This window comes from Leyella stercorea DSM 18206 (assembly GCF_000235885.1).
Taxonomy (GTDB): Bacteria; Bacteroidota; Bacteroidia; order Bacteroidales; family Bacteroidaceae; genus Prevotella; species Prevotella stercorea.
Genome location: NZ_JH379471.1, coordinates 50,212 through 69,860, shown reverse-complemented (window position 1 = coordinate 69,860; position 19,649 = coordinate 50,212). Strand labels below are relative to the sequence as shown.

The window sequence follows — 19,649 nt, the reverse complement described above, 5'->3', positions numbered from 1 at the left end:
TTGTTAAAAACACAACAATATTATTTGATCCGGTTTATCGGGTGAGCCGATACAGACCCACTAAGACCTGTTAAAATATAGATACAAAAAAGGTGTTATCCAATCGGATAACACCTTTTTTGTACACCCTTAGGGATTCGAACCCTAGACCCACTGATTAAGAGTCAGTTGCTCTACCAACTGAGCTAAGGGTGCGTACTCTTTTGAAACACTGCATTAGATAAGTACACCCTTAGGGATTCGAACCCTAGACCCACTGATTAAGAGTCAGTTGCTCTACCAACTGAGCTAAGGGTGCATCAGTTGTTTTATGTATGTTTCAAAGTTTGTACACCCTTAGGGATTCGAACCCTAGACCCACTGATTAAGAGTCAGTTGCTCTACCAACTGAGCTAAGGGTGCATACTCTATCTTTATGCAAGCAACTCATTTCTGAATTGCGAGTGCAAAGGTAGTCACTTTTGAGGAAACTACCAAATTTTCGCACCACTTTTTCGTAAGAAATTGCACTTTTTCATGCGTTTTATACTAAACAAACAAAGTTTCGACTATACAGTTGTTATATATCAAGTAAAGCCCCACTCTATATCTGCAAAAAGACAATCTCAACTATCCGTCTCCACAAAGAGCAACCAAGTACATAAAAGCAAAAACGCTCTGCAAAAACAAAGTCTTGCAGAGCGTCTATCATTAAAGTTTATTGCTTTTTCAATTCCTTCATAACCTTCTCAAAGTATCTTTGAGTGCGTTTCTTGTTGTAATTATTGCCACCGTTCCATGCACGTATGGCTTTCTCCACGTTATTACTTGGATTAAATTTCGACTGCATAAGCAAGAACATCTCCTTCGACTTTTCCAAGTTAAAGCGATCACGTAGCGTATAACGTGTCTTACTATTGCGTCCTTTGAGAATGTTGTTACATTCTGCTACGAGAATTGGTGTAATCTGCATCGCACCACACGACTTACCACTAACGGCTTTTGTATTTCCCGCACTTTCAACCTGAATGATTGCATTCATCACCGGTTCCCAATCAAATTCTTTTGTGCAAACAGTTTTCTTTTCAACCGTTTCTTCCGCTAACATTACGGGATTTACCCCAAATACACATACTACAAATAATACAATTCTAAAAATTCTAATCATGTTAAATTGTTTGTGGAGCCCGAACCCTTTCCCTTAAACACATACAACATCTCTTCCACCCCGGAACAAACGTTATATCAATGTAGAGCTTCCACTTCTTCAAAACAAACAGAAGAAGTTTTCACCGGAAACAGCGTCCATGATAGGCGATAAAACCAATTCATACGCATATCAAAACTCCGTTAGATACTTTCAGATAGCCTCACTAAAACAACAAGCATACGCTATCCTTTTTTCTTACCGTGTGCAAAATTACTCAAAATTATCGAATTGTGCAAATTTAGAAACAAGCACGAAAGGTTTTTTAAAGTTTTTTAGAATAGACAATTACCTGAATATCAACGACATAACAACAAATCAATCCTTATAACAAACCTGCGAAGCACGCCAAAGCAAACAACATGTAAACCGCCTCAAAACAAAAGAAAACCACCCTCTATATACGAAAAAAGGATGCATTGAACCAACGTTCAATGCATCCCATTATATTTAAACTTTCAGAATATTACTTCTTGAAAAAGTCCTTTACTGCCTCATTGGCAACCATACGCTCGTCAAATACGTAAGCACCAGTCTTCGGGCTACGTACCATCTTGATAACCTTTGTGTATGCGCGACCATCCATAGAACCTTCACGGAGGGTAGCGACCGCTTTCTTTGCCATAGTCTATGTATTATTACTTAATCTCCTTGTGAAGAGTCATCTTCTTAAGGATGGGGTTATACTTCATTAATTCCATACGGTCAGGAGTGTTCTTACGATTCTTGGTAGTCACGTAACGGCTTGTACCAGGCTGACCGCTATTCTTCATTTCGGTGCACTCGAGAATTACCTGAACTCTATTGCCCTTTGCTTTCTTTGATGCCATTTACTTATTCTCCTATTACTTTAATGTCACTCCAGTCACAATAGCCTTTAGACACAGCCTGCTTGAGGGCAGCGTCCAAGCCCACTTTGTTGATGAGACGCAGACCCGCTGCGCTAATTTTGAGGCTAATCCAGCAACCTTCCTCTACATAGTAGAACTTCTTGCTGAACAAGTTCACATCGAAAGAACGCTTTGTGCGGTGCTTTGAGTGTGATACGTTGTTACCTATCTGGGCTTTTTTTCCCGTAATCTGACAAATTTTCGACATTTCTATCTTCTTTTTTGTATTCGTTTTTGATACCTATTCCAAACAGAGTGCAAAATTAACGACTTTTTTCGAAACCGCAAAACATTCCATTAAATAAAGTTGTGTATTTAATGTTTTTTTTGTTTTCAGACGCATTTTATGTGCTATAGTGCTGATTTTTACCCATTTTGGAGAATAAAGACTTAACCAAGTTCACCTACTTTACTCCGTAACAGGAATCTTAGGAGCTACACCATTGTCTTCTGTCTTTGGCATATTGTCCTTCAGAAAGTCGATAAACATCTGCAGAGCCTTGCTTGTTGCGATGGCAAGGTTGATATCGCGACCGTAATCCTCCGTGAGTTTCATGGTAATAATGTTATCTGCATTGCCACAGGCAAGCCAAATTGTACCGACAGGAATTGCTGCTGTGCCACCACCAGGACCTGCTGTTCCGGTAGACGCAATGGCGAAATCTACATTGAGAGCCTTAATCGCACCCTTTACCATTTCCTTTGCCACATCCTCGCACACAGCAGTCTTCTCCTCAAGCAGACTGTGATCAACACCGAGCAGGTTTTCCTTCACCTCATTGGTGTATGAGATAACACCACCCTTAAAGTAAGTTGACGCACCCGGAACAGCGATTATCGACTCAGCGATGCGTCCGCCTGTGCAGCTTTCTGCCGAGCCTACAGTAAGACCAGAGCCATAAAGAAACTGTTGTATCTCGCGACTAAGTATTTTCTTTTCAAATTCCATTTTGTATTTCTTTTTGTTTATGATTATTTACTTATTTGAATGTAACCTTGCTGAACGCCGGCTTATCTATTGAGCAGAAGTCTTTATCCAGGTATTTATAGTATCCTGTGATGCCAATCATCGCCGCATTGTCCGTTGTATAGCTGAACTTCGGAATATAGATAGTCCAGCCAAAACGCTTCGCATGATCGTGGAAAGCATTACGCAGTCCGTTGTTGGCAGACACACCGCCCGCAACAGCAACATGCTTGATGCCAGTCTGCTTCACAGCAAGACGCAGTTTCTTCATCAATATGTTTACGATAGTATGCTCAAGACTCGCTGCGAGATCATTCTTGTGATGTTCAATGAAGTCGGGATCGTCCTGAACCCACTTGCGCAGACTGTACAGGAACGATGTCTTCAAGCCACTGAAACTATAGTCCAAGCCCGGTATGTGCGGTTCGGAGAACTTGTACGCAAGCGGATTGCCCTGACGCGCCAAGCGGTCGATGATAGGACCGCCTGGATAGCCCAAGCCCATCACCTTCGAACACTTGTCGATAGCCTCTCCTGCTGCGTCATCAATAGTCTGACCGAGCACCTCCATATCGTTGTAGGCGTTCACCTTTACAATCTGCGAGTTGCCACCCGACACGAGCAGACAGAGGAACGGGAACGGCGGCGTAGTGTCCTCCGGCTTCTCCTTTATGAAGTGAGCCAGCACGTGACCCTGCAAGTGGTTTACGTCGATCATCGGTATGCCCAGACTGCGCGCAAAGCCCTTTGTGAAGCTCACGCCCACGAGCAGCGATCCCATTAGTCCTGGTCCGCGTGTGAAAGCCACAGCCGATAGTTGCTCCTTCGTGATGCCGGCACGCTTCAGCGCAGCATCCACCACTGGCACGATATTCTGCTGATGAGCACGCGACGCAAGCTCGGGCACCACACCACCATATTCGCGGTGTACATCCTGAGAAGCCGTTACGTTGCTCAGCAATATGTTGTCGTTGAGCACTGCTGCGCTTGTGTCGTCGCAGCTGCTCTCTATACCTAATATATACATCTTCTTAATTATTAATTTTTAATTGTTAATTATTAATTATCTTATTGTTCTAATTATTAATTATCGTGGCGCAAGCCAATTAATAATTAAAAATTAATAATTAATAATTCAACAAACATTAATGTGTCAATATCTCCACGCCGTGCTCAGTCATCACGAAGGTGTGCTCCCACTGTGCGCTCGGCTTCTCGTCGCCCGAGATAACCTCCCAGCCATACTCGTCGTCAGCATCAATGAACACCTTCCACGTACCCATGTTGACCATAGGCTCGATGGTGAACACCATGCCCGGCACAAGCAGCATACCCGTACCCTTGTGTCCGTAGTGCATCACGTCGGGCTTCTCGTGGAACTTCAATCCAACGCCATGACCGCATAGGTCGCGCACGATGCCGTAGTGATACTTGTCGGCGTGCTTCTGGATAGCGTGACCGATGTCGCCCACGAAGCTGTAAGGCTTAGCTGCCTCCATACCAATCTCCAGACACTCCTTAGCCACACGCACCAGCTGCTCCTTCTCGGGTGTTGTCTTACCGATGATGAACATGCGCGAAGCGTCGGCATAGTAGCCGTCGAGTATGGTTGTGAAGTCAACATTCACGATGTCGCCCTCCTGCAGAACATCCTCTTCCTTCGGAATGCCGTGGCACACCACCTCGTTGATACTTGTGCAGACACTCTTCGGGAAGCCCTCGTAGTTGAGACAAGCCGGCACAGCGCCATGTGCTGTACAGTAGTCGTAGCATATCTGGTCGATCTCTAGAGTGTTCATGCCAGCATGAATATGCTTAGCCACCTCGTCGAGCACACCGGTGTTCACCACACCGCTGCGGCGTATGCCTTCTATCTGTTCAGGAGTCTTGATAAGGTCGCGCGACGGCACCTCCTTACCCTTGTTCTCCCAATACATTACTCTTTTGTCAAGTTCTGTCGGCTCCTGTCCAGGAAGACAGTGCCAAACTCTTTTCTTCTTGAATACCATAATAATTATATTAAAGCCCCAACCACGTGGGAAGTATTTTTATTCTAACGAATTAAGTTTACTCAAACAAATTGAGTTTATTCTTGCGAGCCTCATCGAGCGACGAGAGTTTCTGCTGATGTGCAGCATACTCCTTGCGCAGACGCGCATAGCGTTCGTCCAGTTCGGCTTTGAACTTTTTGCGGTCGGCGGCGTTCATCAGTCGCTGCGCCACAAGCGGGTTCTGCGCCGCATCCTTCACCCACACCACGATGCCGCTGTACACGGGCGCAATCTTCAGCGCCACGTGCATCTCGGAGGTAGTAGCGCCACCCACCATAATAGGCAGGTCGAGCCCTGCGTGCTCCATCTCTGTAGCCACGTTCACCATCTCCTCCAGACTCGGCGTGATGAGTCCGCTCAATCCAATCATGTCCACGTTCTCCGCCACCGCCTTCTTCACAATCTGCTCAGCCGGCACCATCACCCCGAGGTCAATCACCTCGTAGTTGTTGCACGACATAACCACATCTACGATGTTCTTGCCGATGTCATGCACGTCACCCTTCACGGTAGCCATGAGCACCTTTCCGGCTGTCGTTGTGCCTTCCTTCTTGTCAGCCTCGATGTACGGCTGCAGAATAGCCACCGCCTTCTTCATAGTGCGCGCCGTCTTCACGACCTGCGGCAGGAACATCTTGCCACAACCGAAGAGTTCGCCCACCTTGTTCATGCCCGCCATGAGCGGACCCTCTATTATGTCCACCGCCTTCGGATACACCGTAAGTGCCTCCTGCAGGTCATCCTCCATATAGTCGGCCACGCCTTTCACGAGAGCCGTAGACAAGCGCTCAGCCACATCAGCTTTGCGCCATTCGGGCTGGGCAGCCGAAGCTGTTGCCACGCCCGCAGCCGCACCGTTCTTCAGTGCCTCCTGCTGCAGCTTTATCTTCTCTGCGAGATCAACAAGACGCTCCGAAGCGTCGGGGCGTCGATTGAGCACCACGTCCTCAAGAATCTCGAGCTGGTCGGCAGGAATGTCGCCATAAGCCACCTTCGTAGCCGGATTGACGATGCCGAAGTCCATGCCCTTGCCTATGGCGTGATAGAGGAACACGGCGTGCATCGCCTCGCGTATGTAGTTGTTGCCGCGGAACGAGAACGAGAGGTTGCTCACACCGCCGCTGATATGCGCTCCGGGCAGGTTCGTGCGAATCCACTCCGTAGCGCGTATGAAGTCGAGCGCATAGTTGTCGTGCTCGCTCATGCCGGTAGCTATGGCAAGCACGTTAGGGTCGAAGATGATGTCGAGCGGATTCATGCCCACCTTCTCCGTGAGCAGACGATATGCACGCTCGGCTATCTCGATGCGTCGCTCATATGTGGTAGCCTGTCCCTTCTCGTCGAAGCACATCACCACGACCGCGGCACCGTAGCGCATCACGTCGCGGGCATGACTGAGGAACACCTCCTCGCCTTCCTTCAGCGAGATAGAGTTGACTATCGCCTTGCCCTGCACACATTGCAGTCCGGCGGTGATTACGTCCCACTTTGACGAGTCGATCATCACCGGCACCTTCGCTATGTCGGGCTCCGAGGCTATTATATTAAGGAACGTGCGCATCTCCTCGCGTGCGTCGAGCAGACCGTCGTCCATATTTATGTCTATGACCAAGGCTCCGTCAGCCACCTGTTTGCGTGCTATGCTGACAGCCTCGTCGTAATTCTTTTCGTTTATAAGGCGCAGAAACTTGCGCGAGCCTGCCACGTTGCAACGCTCGCCTACGTTGACGAAGCGTATGTCGGGCGTAACGTCGAGCAGCTCCAGTCCGCTGAGCCACATAGTCTGCGACTTCGGTTGCGGCGTGTGCGGCTGCTTGCCTTCTACAATCTTTGCATACTCGGCTATGAACTTCTCGGTTGTGCCGCAGCAGCCACCGATTATGTTCACCAGTCCCTCGTCTACGTACTCCTGCATCTGCGGAGCCATCGACTCTGCTGTCTCGTCGTATTCGCCCATACTGTTGGGCAGACCGGCGTTGGGATATGCACTAATATAATAAGGTGACTTTCGCGCCAATTCCTTCAGGAACGGCTTCATCTGTGGTGCACCGAACGAGCAGTTGAGTCCGATAGAGAAGAGCGGATAGCTGCTCACACTTGCCAGCACAGCCTCAAGGGTCTGTCCGCTGAGCGTTCTGCCTGCGAGGTCGCTCACGGTGATGCTGAGCATTATGGGCAGGGTCTTGCCACTTCTGCGCTCAGCCTCCATCGTTGCGTCGATGGCAGCCTTGGCGTTGAGCGTGTCGAACACCGTCTCTATGAGAATGATGTCCGCCCCACCCTCCACGAGTGCCTCTATCTGTTCGAGATACACGTCGTAGAGCGTAAGGTAGTCGATTTCGCGTGCAGCCGGATTGCTCACGTCGGGGCTCATTGAGCAGGTCTTGTTCGTAGGACCCACCGAGCCTGCCACGAAGCGCGGGCGTTCGTCGGTAGCGAACTCGTCGGCAGCCTTGCGTGCGAGCCGTGCTCCGGCAAAAGCCATCTCGCGTGCTGCTTCCTCCAAGTGGTAGTCGGCTTGCGAAATGCGCTGCGAGCTGAACGTGTTCGTGGTGATTATGTCGGCACCTGCCTCAAGATACTTGCGGTGGATATCGCTCACCACGTCTGGGCGCGTGATGTTAAGCATATCGTTGTTGCCCTTCATCAGTCCTGGTGTCTTGCGGTAGCGATAGCCACGGAAGTCCTCCTCGGTCAGCGCGTATTGCTGTATCATGGTGCCCATCGCACCATCGAGTATCATTATCCTGTCTTTAACGACTTCGTTTAAAGTCTTCTTCATCTATTTCGTGTGTGTGTTTAATAGCGTTTCATCGCGCGATCCATCTCACGACGGTCTTCCTTCTCCTTCAGAGTCTGACGCTTGTCGTACTCCTTCTTACCGCGACAGAGCGCGATGTCCACCTTGGCGCGTCCGTGTTCGTCGATGAACACGAGTATGGGCACAATGGTGAAGCCGGGCTGCTTGGTAGCCGCCTCGAGTTTGGATATCTCGCGACGCGTGAGCAGCAACTTGCGATCGCGACGCGCCTCGTGATTGCTGAACGAGCCATAGAAATAGGGCGAAACGTTCATGCCTTTCACCCACACCTCGCCGTTGTTTATATAACAGAAAGTGTCAACCAGACTCGCCTTTCCGAGTCTGATTGACTTAATCTCGGTGCCCGTAAGCACTATACCGGCGGTGTATGTCTCCACAAAGAAGTATTCGAACGAAGCCTTCTTGTTGCGGATGCTCACCGGACTTTTCTTTCTAATGAGTTCCTGTTCCTTGTTCATAATTGTCTTGAAGCCGAAAGCCGCAGGTGTAGCTGATAATTGCAAAACATCCTGCACCGCCGACTCTACTCTCTTTTTTTATTCCTCAATAACGACGAACTCCTCTATGTGTTCGTCTACATAACGGACTACAGCCTCTGTCCAGTTCTCCTCGTTCTCCACGAACTCGTCGTCGTAGTCGTCGAACTCGGGAAACTGCTCGAACATAGCCATGAACTCGTCGTCGCTGCACTCGCGCTGTATCTTTGCGCCGTACTCCTTGTAGAGTTTGCGCACAGCGAAGAGCATCTTCGCGAGGTCGCGCAAGCCCCAGTCGCGCAGCACCTTCGCAAACGGATTGTCGAAGATAAATCCGCCGTAGCCGTTGTATATCAGCTGCACAAATCCACCGTCCATAACCTCCTCGTGCAGGATGTCATAAGCCAACAACGTAATTTGCGCCACACTCAGCTGCTGCATATTTTCAGCATTGAGCTCGCCGCCAATAGCCTCCTTCGTAGCGTTGATGAACACGCCGAGGAAAGCATCCATATCTTGCATCGCCGCTTCACGCAAAGCAGCGTCTTTTACTTTCACTTCTATCATAATGATGCAAAGTTAGTGCAAATCGAACACAATACAAAATAAATGCATTTATTTCTTTATTAACGACACTACTTTCTGCCTTACGTATTCCACAGACAGGCACAACACAAACACCGCAACAACCACCGCAACGCAATAAGGCAGAAACCAACAGCTGTTGACATAGTTCAACGGACGCACCACCCCGTCCCACAACAACGGACGCAGATATACGTTGTCGTGTATCAGGTACACAGCCATGATGTACGGACTGCAGCCTACCGCAAGGCGCGAAACGCTGTTCGGCACGCTCCACCTGCCACTTGCAAACACAAGGAAGAAGCATACCGAACTAAGCAGTGGTACACTATTGTTTGCCAACGCCCTGATATTCAGCAGCGTATCAGCATCGCCAAACACTCCCAACTGACCCACATAACTGTTAAGCGTAAAGAACAGACATATCGAAAGATAGCCCACGAGATAGGCTACATGGTCGAAGCGGAACGCAGGCAGAGGAAACTTCTTCAGATAGCCGCCCAACGTGAAGAGCGAGAGGCAGAACACCACGGACATACCACCGCTGAAGATGCCTCCATACCCCCAACTGCCTTCAGCAAAGTTGAGCAGCAGCAGAACCAGCAACAGTCCCTGATACTCCTTCTTCGCCAGCGCGTCGAGTGCCTTCGACACAAACGGCGACAGCAAGAGCACCACAATATAGTTGGACATAAACCAGTACTTGCGGCTATGTATAGGCATCAGCTGCTCAATCAGTTGCGAGACGGAGAAATCGAGCGCACCCATAGCGCAAAGCACGGCATAGACGGACAAGGTGTAGAACACTATCGTACGCCATAGCTTCCACGACTTGCTGACGGCATACGACAACGCTCTGGGCTTCACAAGAAAGTAGCCGGTTATCATAAAATATATGTTTGTGGCTATATTGCACGCATACCCTAAGAACTGCACCATCACAAAATTCATCCGTCCTACTGCGCTGTCAGCAAACGGAACACCCGTCGACTCCTGCAAACCGACATGGTGCATACCGTGATATATGAGATGACCGCAGATAATCATCAGCATCGCTACTACTCTCAGCGTGTCTATCCGTGCGTTTCTTGCTTTCATGTTTTGCCTATATTGAGAGAATATACAAATAGTTTATAATATACTATTATACAAAATTCGCCAAAATAGTTGAGATACGCAAACAAAGCATAATAAAATTGCGCCAAAGAACGCTGTATTACACATAATTGTATAAATTTGCACACATCAACAAACTAATTCACACTTAGCACAGAATGAAAAAATGGCACTTATGGCTGGCGGCGTCAATCGGACTCGTGGTGATTGCCGGAATGATGATAAGAGAGTTCGACCTTGACGCCCTGAGCAAGATACACCTGTCCCCGCAATTCTTCTTAGGCGTAGGCATCGCCGTACTGCTTTTCGCCATCCAGAACCTTATGTACACGCTGCGCTTCCGCTACCTCAGCCAGCGCAAGCTCTCGCTCTCGCAGAGCTTCCGCATCAACGTGCTCTGCGAGTTCACCTCCGCCGTAACCCCATCCGCAGTAGGCGGCAGCGGACTGGCGTTCGTGTATCTCAACCGCGAGGGCATGACGATGGGCAGAAGCATCTTCACCATGTTCGCAGCCCTGCTTGCCGACGAAGCCTTCCTCGCCATCAGCTGCTGCGTGCTCTACTTATGCGTGCCCTCCGAGCTGCTTTTCTGCACAGCAAGCGACACGGGCGCCATTGTGTCGAGCGAATGGCTGAAGGGCGGCATACACGTCGTCTTCCTCATAAGCACACTCATCGTAACCGCATGGACAGCCATACTGTACGTGCTGCTGCTCCACCGACCGCAGATACTCGGTTGGGTGCTAAAAGCGTGCTGCAAGATACCGGGTCTGCGCAGGTTCCGTCCGAAAATAGAGCGGTTCTCCAACGATATGACCTTAGCCTCGCAGGAGGCAAAGCTCGAAGGCAGCCGCTTCTGGCTGCGTCTCATGGGCTACACCTCCATAGCATGGCTCGCCCGCTTCGCCATCGTAGCCGCCATACTCTTCGCCTTCCAATGCCAGGGCGACATGCTCATAGCCTGGTGCCGGCAATGGGTGATGTGGATGATTTCTATACTCAGTCCCACACCCGGCGGCAGCGGCGTAGCCGAACTGATGTTCCGCCTCTATTACGCCGACTATCTGCCCGACGCCTCGGTAGCCATCCTCGCAGCAATGCTCTGGAGAGCCATCTTCTACTACCCGTTCCTCATAATGGGCACCGTTGTGCTGCCCAAGTGGATAGGAAAGAGACTGTAGAAGCTGCACTTCCGATGTATTCCGCCCCACACTTTTTCATCGTGCACCGAACGCCACCCGATTGGACGGCGGACGCAATCTGATCGGACACCGAACGCAATCCGATCGGACACCGAACGCGATACGACGACTTAAGTGCAGAGATTGCAGGGCACAAGTGCTGATTTTTACATTTATTTTTCGTAACTTTGTAGTCAAACAACAGCATTATGACAACAAAAGAGATAGACGAAAAGTCGCTACATAACGCCCACCGCCTCTTCGAGTCGGGCGACATAGACAACATCCCCGTAGGCACAGCAGCAGGTCTTCAGCAGATACATCGCTATCTGTTTGAAGGTCTGTACCCATTCGCCGGCACCATTCGCGAGAAGAACATCGCCAAAGGAGGCTTTCGCTTTGCCAACTCGCTCTATCTACAAGCCGCCCTCTCAGCCGTCGAAAAGATGCCTGAAGACACCTTCGAACACATCATCGAGAAGTACGTGGAGATGAATGTCTGCCACCCTTTCATGGAGGGCAACGGACGCGCTACACGCATCTGGCTCGACATGATGCTGAAGCGTGCACTCGGCAAAGTGGTCAACTGGCAGTTCGTTGACAAAGACCAATACCTCTCTGCCATGGAACGCTCCCCTATCAATGACCTCGAAATACGCTTCCTGCTCAGTCAGAACCTAACCGCTGACACCGAGAACAGAGAAGTGACTATCAAGGGCATTGAACAGAGCTATTACTATGAGGGGTATGAGAAGTGAGACGCGCAGAAATCTAAGACTAAAAATTTATTTTGAACAAAATATTATAAACATACATGACACGACTAGAAGAATTATATAACTCTATAGAAACATTGAGGAAACTTGGTGTACCTATTAACAAAGAACAACTTGAAACTGTTGACAAGTTTGAAGAAGACCTTATAACAGAGGAAATTCTTCCTGCCATCAGTAAATCAGTAGCTCCAATACTTAACAATTTAAGACGTAACCTAACCTTAGTCATTGATTATGACCCAGAAAAAGGCATCACAGTTAACACTACACGCGAACACGTTATCGTGAAAGAACGTGCTGCCAAAAGATATGATTTGCCATCAATACCACGCATAAAATATTCTCTGGTCGCAGAACAAGACATTGATTTATTACCTAAAGGTGCTATTGAAATATTAATGCATAAAGATCTCGATTGGTCTTTATTCAATCATGGTTTAACAATACCTCAGGTGTTTCATTATTCAGTTAGTGAGGCATATGGTAAAACTCTTAGAGAAACCGACAATGTCGATATTGAAGTCATAATAGACGGCATGGAATACAAAGCTCGTTTGTATTCACTCAGGCGCAATAATGGCGCAAGAGTGATGCAGCTTTTGTGGACTCCAAATTCTCCAATTGCTCATAAGTTACAATCAATGTTACCAGAACAATTTGAGTACATGAAGGACAGAAGAGAACATATCGACATTCGTCATTAACATGTAAAATTGCCCATTGAGATGCAACGAGAATTCTTCTTATGCAAAACAGCTATAAATGGAACATACTTACTGCATCTTAATGGAGATTATACACCAAAAATTGACAAAAGTAATGTTCAACAAGAAGATACTATAGAGGAGGATGCTCCCATCGTGTGCAGCAAAAAATGTTCGTCATTCGTATTTGACGTAATGAAATACTTCGAAGAACAATATGGCTTGGAATCTATAATTCCATATCTATCAAAGAAAAAACTATGGGGAATAAAGAAACAAGACGAATTCTCTTTAGCAGGATTCTTTTTCCATGGAACGACGGAAGAACTAAAACAAAGAAACAATGCAAGTAGCTATACAAATGGCAACCCATACAAAAGATGGTTTGAAGAGCCTTTTAAGGTTGGCGATGACACTGTTTATTTAAGTAACCAATGGAGGGACGATGACAAAAATGGCTTGTCTATTAACAGCTTTGAGAAAATGATTCAAACTTGCTTTGATGAAGAATATTGTATAGAACGAGACTCTTCTAATGGATATGAGCTAAAAGTAAACTAAAGAATTGTTCAGAATGGACAAACGAATCACAGAACAACCATCGCACTACGACCATCTTGAGCAGATGAGCGTAGAGCAGCTGACGGCGGACATAAACAACGAGAATATGACGGTGCCGGCGACTATAGGAAAAGCGCTGCCGGCAATAAACACACTTATTGAAACGGTGGAGCGCAAACTGAAGAATGGCGGACGATTGTTTTACGTGGGATGCGGCACGGGCGGACGACTGGCTACACTCGACACCATCGAGGTGCAGAACACGTACGGCACAGACGGAACGCAGATACAAGCCGTGTTCCCAGGCGGCATCGGCTGTCTGACGCAGACACGCGAGTCAAGAGAGGACGACACCGAGAACAGTTGGCAGCAACTTCTCGACAAGCGCATCTCTACCGACGACATCGTGGTGGGCGTATCGGCAAGTGGCACTACGCCCTTCGTGCTCGCAGCGCTCCGCCACTGCCGCGCCGTGGGCATAACGACAGGATGCATCGTGAACAACCCCGACTCGCCCATCGCCGCCGAAGCCGACTATCCGGTAGAGGTGATAACCGGACCGGAGTTCGTGACGGGAAGCACGCGCATGAAGGCTGGCACATCGCAGAAGCTCATATTCGACATGATAAGCACCACGGTGCAGATACGTCTCGGACGTGTCGAGGGCAACAAGATGGTGAACGCCAAACTAATGAACACCAAGCTGATTGACCGCGCCGTGAGGATTTTCATGGAGCGCAACCCGCAATACACCGACTACGAGGAGGCGAAGACTATCGTACTGAAAGCAGGCAGCGTGAAGAAAGCGGAAGAGCAAAAGCGTTGAACAATCGTTGATGCCTTTACTCGTCTAAAGCGAACTCTGCGACAAGAGGCAGATGGTCGCTGAAACCATCGCGCCACCGCGGACCGAGATAGTTGCGGCGTGGCTGCACACCGCCATACTTCTCATCCTCAACAAGCAGAAAACGAGCATCGTGAACACGACATGAACGTACGTCAGGCATCATGCTCGTGCTTACAAGAATGTGGTCGAGGCTACGCCACTCGCCACGATATTTGTATGTGGCTCGTGCGCCATTCTGCCCAACAGCCTTTGCCGACACGTCGGTGAAACCAGTGGAACAAACCATGCGTACGCTCTCCGACGTAGTGTAATCGTTAAAGTCGCCAGCTACTATTATCTTCGCATCTGCTGAAATTGCTCGCACAGAGTCGGCTATGGCGCATATCTTCTCCGCCACCACACGGCGGAACGGACGCGAGTGTTGCTCGCCACCACGACGACTCGGCAAGTGGGCAACGATGACGTGCAGCGTATCGCCCGAAATGATCAAGCCTGAAGCATACAGAAGGTCGCGTGTTGGCGACATTCCCCTTATGGGCGCAATGCGCACCGCCCTACTGTTTATCAACCGAAACGAGAACGGCGAGTACATCAAAGCCACGTCTATGCCGCGCTCGTCGGGCGAATGGGTAACGACATACTCATAGCGCGCAGTGCGCAGAAGCGAACGCTTCGTAAGGTCGCGCATAACAGAGTCGTTCTCCACCTCGCACAACGCCACCATATCGGGCAGATGCCAGTTGGCAACCGCCTCTTCTGATATAGAATCGTCCTGCTCCGCAAGAGTTTCCACCTCACCATTACGTTCACCGCACGACACGATGGTCTGCCCCACGCGGTTCAGCTTGCGCCAATAGCGGAAGAGAGTCCAGTGGTACGACCCGTCGGGCAGAAACTCAACGTCGTTCTTCAGCGAGTCGTGCTGACAGTCGAAGAGGTTCTCGCAGTTGAACTGCACGAACGTGAAGAGCGAAACTAACAATGCGGACAAGAACATAAGCCTAACTCTTTAATGCCCTCATGGCGTTCAACACGGCGAGCACCGTAACACCCACATCGGCGAATACAGCCATCCACATCGTGCCCAAGCCGAAGGTTGCAAGCAGCAGTATCGCCACCTTAACGCCGATGGCAAACCAAACGTTCTGACGAGCGATGCCTATCGTGCGGCGTGCGATAGCCACGGCAAGGGCAATCTTCGACGGTTTGTCGTCCATCAGTACCACGTCGGCAGCCTCTATAGCTGCATCGCTACCCAAAGCACCCATAGCAATGCCTATGTCGGCACGCTTCAGCACGGGCGCATCGTTGATGCCGTCGCCGACGAACGCAAGCGTAGCGTCCGCTTTCTTCTCGTTCAGCAGACGTTCTACCTGCGAAACCTTATCCGTAGGCAGCAAGCCTGCGTGATATTCTTCAATGCCTACACGCTCGGCTACATCCTTAGCAACCTCATCGCGGTCGCCCGTAAGCATAACGGTGCGCTCAACGCCTACCTTAAGCAATGCGCTGACAGCCTCTATGGAGTCGTCCTTTATATGATCGTTGATGACGATATGTCCGACATACTTGCCGTCTACAGCCACATGTATGATAGTGCCTACACGATGGCAGTTGTGCCACGCGGCGCCTACCGTCTCCATCATCTTTTCGTTGCCAACACAGACGATTCGACCACCTACATTGGCACGCACGCCCTGACCAGCCACTTCCTCAATGTCGGTTATCTTGCAGCCGTCGTGAGCCTCCTGCGGGAAAGCGTCGCGTAGGGCGGCCCCGATAGGATGCGTAGAGAAGTGCTCTACATGCGCAGCCAGGTGAAGCAGTTCGTGAGCATCGAACTCCGTTGGATGCACCGCCTCTACGGCAAACTCGCCGTATGTGAGTGTGCCGGTCTTGTCGAACACCACAACGCCGAGCTTAGCCAACGCATCCATGTAGTTGCTGCCCTTGACGAGTATTCCGCGGCGCGACGCACCACCCAATCCGCCAAAGAACGTGAGTGGCACGCTGATGACCAGTGCGCACGGACACGAAACGACGAGGAAGATGAGCGCTCGATGCAACCATACGGCGAACGAATCGACGAAACTACCCGATGCGAACAACGGCGGAACGATGGCAAGTAGCAGGGCTGCAAAGACGACAATCGGGGTGTAGACGTGCGCAAAGCGAGCAATGAACGACTCGCTGTGCGACTTATGTGCGTCAGCACTCTCCACCAGACTGATTATCTTCGACACGGTGCTCTCGCCGAAGCTCTTTGTGGTCTGCACGCGGAGCACACCGGTAAGATTCACACAGCCCGATACAATCTCATCGTCCTTCGCAACATCACGCGGCACCGACTCGCCGGTGAGCGCAATGGTGTTGAGCGACGACTCGCCTTCGACGACGCGTCCGTCCAGCGCCACCTTTTCGCCAGGCTTTATCACTATTGTCTCGCCAACCTGCACATCAGACGGCGACACAACGATGAGTTCGCCGCCGCGCTCTACGGTAGCGGTATCGGGACGTATATCCATAAGGTGGGATATGCTGTCGCGACTTTTACCCTCGGCATAGCCTTCAAACAGTTCGCCTATCTGGAAGAATAGCATCACGAAGACTGCTTCGGGAAACTCGGTCTCTGCACCTGGCAGGAAACCGATGCAGAGCGCACCGATGGTGGCAACGGACATAAGGAAATGCTCGTTGAACATGTCGCCACGGACGATGCCCTCAAATGCTTCCTTCAGCGTATCTTGACCGATAAGAAGATAAGGCACGAGGTAAACCAGCAACAACTGCCACGTAGGCAGACCGCAATACTTCTCTACAACTACTGCGCCGATAAGCAGCAACGTAATAAGAACGATAAGCAGCAGTGTGCGTTTACTGCCACCATGCTCATGGTGGTGGTGATGATGTCCATGCTCGTGATGCTCATGCTCATGATGATGCTCGTTACAATGCCCACAACCGCAGTCGTGGGTATGATGATTGTGTTCCTGTTCCATTTTACTTGTATTTTAAAACATGTCTACTTATATTTTTTGAACACTGCAAAGGTATGGCGTTAAATGTGCAACTGGGTTGCAAAAACAAGCAAGCTAATTTTGTATTGCGCCTTATTTGCAGTAACTTTGCAGCAAAAATAAAAGGAATGTCAACAAACAACAAGATAGTGTACCGCGCCATCGCGCTCGACCTCGATGGCACACTCACCAACAACAAGAAAGAGGTTACGCCTGCTACACGCAAGGCGTTGCTTACCGCACAAGAGAATGGAGCCAACATCATATTGGCTTCGGGCAGACCTACATTCGGCATAGAACCCGTAGCCGAAAGTCTCGAACTCGCAACACGCGGCGGATATATTCTCTCGTACAACGGCGGAAAGATTATCGACTGGCGCACGAAGGAGGAGATTTACTCGCAGCACCTGCCAAACAACATGATACCTACGCTTTACAACTACGCCAAGGAGCATGGCTATGCGCTGCTCGGCTACGTCGGAAAGGAGATTATAACAGAGTCGGCTGACGATATATACGTGGCTGAAGAGTCGCGCATCAATAAGATGCCGATACGCAAGGTGGACAATCTGCTTGCAGATCTGGAACCAAACCCGACAAAGTTGCTTATGACCGCCGAACCTACTGTTGCTATGGAGGCGGAGAAGGAACTACTGGCTCTCGTGGGCGACCGCATGGATGTGTACCGATCTGCACCGTTCTTCGTCGAACTGGTGCCGAAAGGCATCGACAAGGCGCAGTCGCTGCTACGCCTGCTGGCAAAGCTCAATCTCACTCCGCAGGATATGATTGCCTTCGGCGACGGATACAACGACCTCTCAATGCTGCATCTGGCTGGCATGGGCGTGGCTATGAGCAACGCAGCACCCGAAGTGCGCAGCGAAGCCGACTATGTGACGCTCTCAAACGAGGAGGACGGTGTGGCTGTGGCTATAAACAAACTGTGCTATAACAACGACTAAAGCATCACCATCATATACAAGAAAATGAAGATAGATACAACTACATATAAGGAAATTAACCGCCCGATGTACATCATCGAGGAAGCGCGTCTGCGCAACAATCTGCGCATAATCAGCAACGTAGCAAAGAGAGCTGACGTGGAGATTATCCTTGCATTCAAGGCTTACGCACTGTGGAAGACATTCCCGATATTCAGAGAGTACATCAGTTCGACAACAGCAAGCTCGCTGTCGGAAGCACGCTTGGCTTTCGACAAGTTCGGCAGCAAGGCACACACCTTCTCGCCTGCATATACCGACTACGAGATTGAGGAGATTGCAGCCTGCTCAAGTCATCTTACGTTCAACTCGCTCACACAATACGAACGCTTGCACGAAACGGCACGCAAGCAGAACCCGGAAATCAGCTTCGGACTACGCATCAATCCTGAGTATTCGGAGATTGAGACCGACATATACAACCCTTGCGCGCCGGGCACACGCTTCGGAGTGAGCGCAGACAAACTGCCTAAGCAACTACCTGAGGAGATAGATGGGTTCCACTGCCACTGCCATTGCGAGAACGGTTCGGACGTATTCGTGCGCACACTCGCACATATCGAGGAGAAATTCGCAGGATGGTTCAAGCAGATAAAGTGGATAAACTTCGGTGGCGGTCATCTGATGACACGCAAGGACTACGACATCGAACTGCTCGTGAACACACTCCGCGAATTCCACAACCGCTATCCATGGCTAAAGGTAATAATGGAGCCGGGCAGCGCGTTCGGTTGGCAGACGGGCCCACTGGTAGCTCAAGTCGTAGACGTGGTAGAAGACAAGGGCATAAAGACCGCCATTCTTAACGTAAGCTTCTCGTGCCACATGCCCGATTGTCTCGAAATGCCCTATCACCCTGCCGTGAGAGGAGCCCAAACTATAGAAGAAGATATCGACTACTCTGTACCTTATATATATAGATTAGGAGCGAATAGTTGTCTGTCGGGCGATTTCATGTCGGCATGGCAGTTCGACCACGAGCTGCAAATTGGTGAAAATATCGTTTTCGAGGACATGAATCACTACACAACCGTTAAAACAACCATGTTCAACGGCATCTCACACCCCACTCTGGCAATGGTTCGTGAGAATACCAACGAACTCGAAATACTACGCGAATACAGTCCAAAAGACTATATAAAGCGTATGGACTAATAACAAAACGCACTTTTCAACTAAAAAAACGCATTTTTACTGCTTTTTTTATTGAAAAGTTTTGGTGGTTAAGAAAAAAGTGCTACCTTTGCAACCGCAAATCAGAAATGCTTCTTTTGCAAGCATTTCCAATGCGGCAATAGCTCAGTTGGTAGAGCACAACCTTGCCAAGGTTGGGGTCGCGGGTTCAAGTCCCGTTTGCCGCTCCACTCTTTCTAAGTTAAGAAAGGGTTTTAAAAGATAAAAGTTATAGTAATATATAACCTTTTATAAAGTTTTTGTTGGAGAGGTGGCGGAATTGGTAGACGCGCTACT

Annotated in this window: 20 protein-coding genes and 4 tRNA genes; 8 read left to right on the top strand and 16 right to left on the bottom strand. The window is 49.5% G+C overall.

What is annotated here, in order from left to right:
* Window positions 1–122 precede the first annotated feature (122 nt).
* The 14 genes from HMPREF0673_RS12445 to HMPREF0673_RS12385 form a co-directional block, all read right to left on the bottom strand.
* Window positions 123–195: transfer RNA gene (locus HMPREF0673_RS12445), tRNA-Lys, on the bottom strand.
* A gap of 30 nt (window positions 196–225) precedes the next feature.
* Window positions 226–298: transfer RNA gene (locus tag HMPREF0673_RS12440), tRNA-Lys, on the bottom strand.
* A 31-nt stretch (window positions 299–329) separates the two neighbouring features.
* Window positions 330–402: transfer RNA gene (locus HMPREF0673_RS12435), tRNA-Lys, on the bottom strand.
* Between the two features lie 295 nt (window positions 403–697).
* Entirely contained in the window at window positions 698–1,087 is a 390-nt protein-coding gene (locus tag HMPREF0673_RS12430; RefSeq protein WP_007903123.1) for a lytic transglycosylase domain-containing protein, read from the bottom strand.
* Window positions 1,088–1,652: 565 nt separating this feature from the next.
* The gene (locus HMPREF0673_RS13970) at window positions 1,653–1,811 is read right to left on the bottom strand and encodes a DUF4295 domain-containing protein (RefSeq protein WP_007903119.1); all 159 of its coding nucleotides are present in this window, start codon (window positions 1,809–1,811) and stop codon (window positions 1,653–1,655) included.
* 13 nt (window positions 1,812–1,824) lie between these two features.
* Window positions 1,825–2,016: a 50S ribosomal protein L33 gene (gene rpmG, locus HMPREF0673_RS12425; protein WP_007903117.1), complete on the bottom strand. Its 192-nt coding sequence runs from the start codon at window positions 2,014–2,016 to the stop codon at window positions 1,825–1,827.
* A gap of 4 nt (window positions 2,017–2,020) precedes the next feature.
* A complete protein-coding gene (rpmB, locus tag HMPREF0673_RS12420; protein WP_007903116.1) occupies window positions 2,021–2,284 on the bottom strand; it encodes a 50S ribosomal protein L28 in 264 nt (87 codons plus the stop codon).
* 201 nt (window positions 2,285–2,485) lie between these two features.
* Window positions 2,486–3,025 (bottom strand): CinA family protein, encoded by a 540-nt coding sequence (locus HMPREF0673_RS12415; RefSeq protein ID WP_007903113.1) that lies wholly within the window; start codon window positions 3,023–3,025, stop codon window positions 2,486–2,488.
* A 31-nt stretch (window positions 3,026–3,056) separates the two neighbouring features.
* A complete protein-coding gene (gene tsaD / locus HMPREF0673_RS12410; RefSeq protein ID WP_007903107.1) occupies window positions 3,057–4,070 on the bottom strand; it encodes a tRNA (adenosine(37)-N6)-threonylcarbamoyltransferase complex transferase subunit TsaD in 1,014 nt (337 codons plus the stop codon).
* Window positions 4,071–4,188: 118 nt separating this feature from the next.
* The gene (map, locus tag HMPREF0673_RS12405; protein WP_007903105.1) at window positions 4,189–5,052 is read right to left on the bottom strand and encodes a type I methionyl aminopeptidase; all 864 of its coding nucleotides are present in this window, start codon (window positions 5,050–5,052) and stop codon (window positions 4,189–4,191) included.
* A 58-nt stretch (window positions 5,053–5,110) separates the two neighbouring features.
* Window positions 5,111–7,876 (bottom strand): methionine synthase, encoded by a 2,766-nt coding sequence (gene metH / locus HMPREF0673_RS12400; RefSeq protein ID WP_007903103.1) that lies wholly within the window; start codon window positions 7,874–7,876, stop codon window positions 5,111–5,113.
* A gap of 17 nt (window positions 7,877–7,893) precedes the next feature.
* Window positions 7,894–8,373: an SsrA-binding protein SmpB gene (gene smpB, locus HMPREF0673_RS12395; protein ID WP_040597022.1), complete on the bottom strand. Its 480-nt coding sequence runs from the start codon at window positions 8,371–8,373 to the stop codon at window positions 7,894–7,896.
* 78 nt (window positions 8,374–8,451) lie between these two features.
* Window positions 8,452–8,958, bottom strand: a complete 507-nt coding sequence (locus tag HMPREF0673_RS12390; protein ID WP_007903097.1) for a DMP19 family protein — start codon at window positions 8,956–8,958, stop codon at window positions 8,452–8,454.
* 48 nt (window positions 8,959–9,006) lie between these two features.
* Window positions 9,007–10,074 (bottom strand): acyltransferase family protein, encoded by a 1,068-nt coding sequence (locus tag HMPREF0673_RS12385; RefSeq protein WP_007903096.1) that lies wholly within the window; start codon window positions 10,072–10,074, stop codon window positions 9,007–9,009.
* A gap of 176 nt (window positions 10,075–10,250) precedes the next feature.
* Between HMPREF0673_RS12385 and HMPREF0673_RS12380 the strand changes: the two genes are divergently transcribed.
* From HMPREF0673_RS12380 to HMPREF0673_RS12360, 5 genes are all read left to right on the top strand, one after another.
* Window positions 10,251–11,273, top strand: coding sequence for a lysylphosphatidylglycerol synthase transmembrane domain-containing protein (locus HMPREF0673_RS12380; protein ID WP_007903095.1), 1,023 nt, complete (start codon window positions 10,251–10,253; stop codon window positions 11,271–11,273).
* Between the two features lie 209 nt (window positions 11,274–11,482).
* Complete coding sequence (gene fic / locus HMPREF0673_RS12375) at window positions 11,483–12,031, top strand: protein adenylyltransferase Fic (protein ID WP_007903093.1); 549 nt, start codon at window positions 11,483–11,485, stop codon at window positions 12,029–12,031.
* Between the two features lie 56 nt (window positions 12,032–12,087).
* Entirely contained in the window at window positions 12,088–12,753 is a 666-nt protein-coding gene (locus tag HMPREF0673_RS13565; protein WP_007903092.1) for a hypothetical protein, read from the top strand.
* 21 nt (window positions 12,754–12,774) lie between these two features.
* Entirely contained in the window at window positions 12,775–13,314 is a 540-nt protein-coding gene (locus tag HMPREF0673_RS12365; protein ID WP_007903091.1) for a hypothetical protein, read from the top strand.
* A gap of 13 nt (window positions 13,315–13,327) precedes the next feature.
* On the top strand, window positions 13,328–14,140 hold the full coding sequence (locus HMPREF0673_RS12360; protein WP_007903089.1) for an N-acetylmuramic acid 6-phosphate etherase: 813 nt from the start codon (window positions 13,328–13,330) through the stop codon (window positions 14,138–14,140).
* Between the two features lie 16 nt (window positions 14,141–14,156).
* Here HMPREF0673_RS12360 and HMPREF0673_RS12355 read toward each other — a convergent pair whose 3' ends face one another.
* Entirely contained in the window at window positions 14,157–15,158 is a 1,002-nt protein-coding gene (locus HMPREF0673_RS12355; protein WP_007903087.1) for an endonuclease/exonuclease/phosphatase family protein, read from the bottom strand.
* 4 nt (window positions 15,159–15,162) lie between these two features.
* Window positions 15,163–17,160: a heavy metal translocating P-type ATPase gene (locus HMPREF0673_RS12350; protein ID WP_083825724.1), complete on the bottom strand. Its 1,998-nt coding sequence runs from the start codon at window positions 17,158–17,160 to the stop codon at window positions 15,163–15,165.
* 164 nt (window positions 17,161–17,324) lie between these two features.
* On the opposite strand from HMPREF0673_RS12350, the gene HMPREF0673_RS12345 reads away from it, so the two are divergent.
* The 3 genes from HMPREF0673_RS12345 (at window position 17,325) to HMPREF0673_RS12335 (ending at window position 19,543) form a co-directional block, all read left to right on the top strand.
* Window positions 17,325–18,140, top strand: a complete 816-nt coding sequence (locus HMPREF0673_RS12345; protein ID WP_040597016.1) for a Cof-type HAD-IIB family hydrolase — start codon at window positions 17,325–17,327, stop codon at window positions 18,138–18,140.
* 24 nt (window positions 18,141–18,164) lie between these two features.
* Entirely contained in the window at window positions 18,165–19,334 is a 1,170-nt protein-coding gene (nspC, locus tag HMPREF0673_RS12340; RefSeq protein ID WP_007903077.1) for a carboxynorspermidine decarboxylase, read from the top strand.
* A 133-nt stretch (window positions 19,335–19,467) separates the two neighbouring features.
* Window positions 19,468–19,543, top strand: a tRNA-Gly gene (locus tag HMPREF0673_RS12335).
* The last annotated feature ends 106 nt before the right edge of the window (window positions 19,544–19,649 follow it).